Raw genomic sequence first — 3,467 nt, 5'->3', positions numbered from 1 at the left:
TCAGGCAACCGTCTGTGGTGTTTGCAGAGCTAAGATTGGCGGCTTAGCGTTGCACTTCGGAGTTGAATCCGCCAACCGTATATTGCCCCTTCGGTGCGCACACCATGATGTCATTCCGCATATTCCACGGTATCGGCAATCATCGTCCACATGGCGACAAACCCCATACCCAGCGTAATACTGTAAAGGCACACGCCACTCATAATGAGCCAGAGACTGTCACCGGCGAGATAATATTGCATCAGCACACCGGCCACACCAATTAACAGGGCCAGCATGGTCATGTTTTTCTTACCCATCAGGGCAATTGGTTTTTCCGAAATGGCAGTACCAAAAATAAACGCTGCTGACTGAATCAGAAAGAATGTCGTGGTATAATCTTCGTCACGAGTAATATATTTAATAAAATAGATCGCGATCGCCATCCATACCGTATAAGCAATATAGAAAAAGATGGTAAACAGCGAGAGGTTAATTAATGCCGGGTTGCCGATGACCGCCCGCAGCATTTCACGAAGCGTCGGCGGCGTTGCGCTATCTTCCTCCGTCACTCTCTCTTTGGTCATGCCAAAGCAGGCCAGGAACATAAATGTCGCCAGCAGGGCAAAACAGGAGACGGCAAAAGTGTAGCCCAGACGCGGTTCAGTAAAGCGCGAAATCAGCAAATCCGCGCAGGTAGAGACAATCAGATAGCCGACAATCGCCAGCACCATACGATAGCCGGACAGCGAAGAACGGGACATTTCATGCTGGTTCAGGCGGTTGGTTAAGGCGGAGTACGGGGTATTGACCGCCGTATAGTCCAGGCAATAGATCGTATAGGAAATTAAGGCGTACCAGAATTTCATCTCACTGTCGAAGGAGATAAAACAGATAACCGTGAGGAAGCCTAATGGAATAGAACCGTATAAAATCCATGGGCGTAATTGCCCGTAACGACTCTGGGTTTTATCGACAGCGAAACCAATAATAATATTGAAAATCGCATCAATAACGCGGGCAATAATAAATATCAGGCTGGCTTTCGATGCACTGATACCATAGATATTGGTATAGAAAAATAATAAAAACAGCGAGACAAAACCAAATGAAAGATTCGACGCGAAATCACCGAGGCCGTAGCCGATTTTTTCTTTTGCGCAAGAATAACATAACTTGCCGATAATTTTTCTGACGTCACCATGTTCCGGGTACCTGTTGTTGTAATAAGTACAGGGAGTATATGGCGGGGTAAACGGCGTCACTTTGCGTTCTTTGTCTGACTATTTCCCGTTTTTTGTCTTTCAACAGAATTGCGAAAGTCATCACATGTGGGGAAATAAAAGACGTTTCCGGTACAGAAACCGGAAACGTCAGAGAATTAGCCGTTGCTGTTACGTCCACCGGAACGACGGCTACCGGAAACCTGGCTATGGCGTTTGACCGCGCGACGAATCTGGTTGGCTTTCATACGGCGACGATCTTTTTCAACCGCCACTTTCGATGTGGTTTCCGGCGTCAGCCCTACCAGCTCGCGCAGGTAGTTGGTTTGCGCCAGATCCAGCTCGGTGTAGCCCCCACGCGGCAGCCCTTTCGGCAGCGGAATGTCGCCGTAGCGCACGCGAATAAGGCGGCTAACCTGCACGCCAACGGCTTCCCACAGGCGACGCACTTCGCGGTTACGCCCTTCGGTCAGGGTCACGTTGTACCACTGGTTGATGCCTTCGCCACCGCTGAACTTAATGGTTTTGAACGCGGCCGGGCCGTCTTCCAACTGAACGCCACGCGACAGCTCACGCACTTTAGCTTCTTCAATCTGGCCGAAGACGCGCACTGCGTACTCACGTTCTACTTCACGGTTAGGGTGCATCAGGCGGTTCGCCAGTTCACCGTCGGTGGTGAATAGCAGCAGACCGCAGGTATTCACGTCAAGACGCCCCACCGCAATCCAGCGCGCGCCGCGCAGTTTCGGCAGACGGTCAAATACGGTCGGGCGACCTTCTGGATCGCTACGCGTACACAGCTCACCTTCCGGCTTGTAATAGGCCAGCACGCGGCAGATTTGTTCGGCGGACTCTTTTACTGAAATAAGATGTCCGTCGATGCGGATTTTCAGCGCCTGGGTGACTTCAACACGATCGCCCAGCGTGGCAATCTTGCCGTCTACGCTCACGCGGCCTGCTTCGATGATGGTTTCGATTTCACGGCGGGAGCCGTGGCCAGCTCGCGCCAGCACTTTCTGTAACTTCTCGCTCATAGAGCTTCCTCAGGTGTCGCCTTCACAGGCGTCTGGTATACTTTCTAAAACAACGAGTTAGCTAAAACATCAACTTAACTCACTGATCTGTAACTATTTCATGGTACACAGCATGGCAAACAACGTGTCACACAAGCTGTCACACACAATGATTCGTGGGCGCACATACTACACTAACTTTAGACTAAATGATTCAACAAGTTTTGTGCGTCTGAGTCTCGGTACTGATAGCCGAAAGCAAGCAGAAGTGATCATGAATCAGATCCGTCCTTTCATTCCCCTTGTGCAGAATGGAACGATGAGCCTCGAAGAGTTCAAACGCAAAATGCAAGGCTACCGAGCCGCCACTAAGCAGGACTTTGACAACTATCTTCTACATGCACTCGAAAGGGATGTTGCCGAAGTGGAGCGTCTGCCGGAGTTAGGACAGTGGCACAGAAATATAAATCCTGATTCTCCATTATCTGTTTCTGATACGGTTGAAGCCGCACAAGGCTATTCGGAAGCTCACTTCCAACGCATGGTTAATGGTAGCGATCAGACAGCAAACGAAGTGCTTGCCAGTCTTCACATGAAGAAACTTGAACTTTCTAAGGATGATTTGCCCCTTGCGAATCAAGTAGGTGCTGCACTTGATATGAGCCGCGCGACCGTCGCGCAAGCCTATGAAGCATTCTATTCGAAAGATTTGCTGCGATATCGCCAACTCATTGCAACACTGCAAGATCAGTTAGAAGAGCAGAAACTGAAATCTTCACCACAAAGTATTGTTGAAACAAGCCAGGCTTTTACAACGGAAGTTAAAGCAACCGCAAGCCAGGCAATCAAACTTTCCGAAGCATGGACGCAGTATGTTGAAGAAAAAGGTCAAAAATGGCGTGCAAGCATCGCTAACGAGAACCAGCGTTTCTTTGATGTGCTGATTTACGTTATTGGTGATAAACCGATTGATTGGGTTACTAAGCAAGATATTCGTGAAGCGCTGAAAGTGACCGAAAACTTACCTACTCGTACTAAGCTGCCATACAAGCGCCTATCTTTACCTGAATGCATTGATTATGACGTACCAGAGGAAGACCTGATCAGTAGTCAGCATGTTGAAAAGCATCTCAAGATCTGGCGGTCGCTATTTAGAACTTACCTCGTTGACACCAAAGTGAACCGCCCCGGTTTTCCTGGAGAGTATTTTAGTTGGGAACTCAGGCTGCCAGATCCTTATTCCCGATGGAAG

The 3,467-nt window shown here is 49.1% G+C and carries 1 protein-coding gene and 2 pseudogenes; 1 reads left to right on the top strand and 2 read right to left on the bottom strand.

Annotation, left to right across the window (positions count from 1 at the left end):
* Positions 1-113: 113 nt before the first annotated feature.
* Positions 114-1,183: pseudogene (locus ACSZPU_RS24470) on the bottom strand (MFS transporter); the annotation flags it as partial.
* 177 nt (positions 1,184-1,360) lie between these two features.
* On the bottom strand, positions 1,361-2,236 hold the full coding sequence (gene rluB, locus ACSZPU_RS24465; RefSeq protein WP_499004170.1) for a 23S rRNA pseudouridine(2605) synthase RluB: 876 nt from the start codon (positions 2,234-2,236) through the stop codon (positions 1,361-1,363).
* A 253-nt stretch (positions 2,237-2,489) separates the two neighbouring features.
* On the opposite strand from rluB, the pseudogene ACSZPU_RS24460 reads away from it, so the two are divergent.
* Positions 2,490-3,467 (top strand): annotated as a pseudogene (locus ACSZPU_RS24460) (tyrosine-type recombinase/integrase); the annotation flags it as partial.

Origin of the sequence: Phytobacter sp. V69 (genome assembly GCF_965644215.1) — a bacterium.
Taxonomy (GTDB): domain Bacteria; phylum Pseudomonadota; class Gammaproteobacteria; order Enterobacterales; family Enterobacteriaceae; genus Phytobacter.
This window is presented reverse-complemented; position numbering and strand designations above follow the sequence as displayed.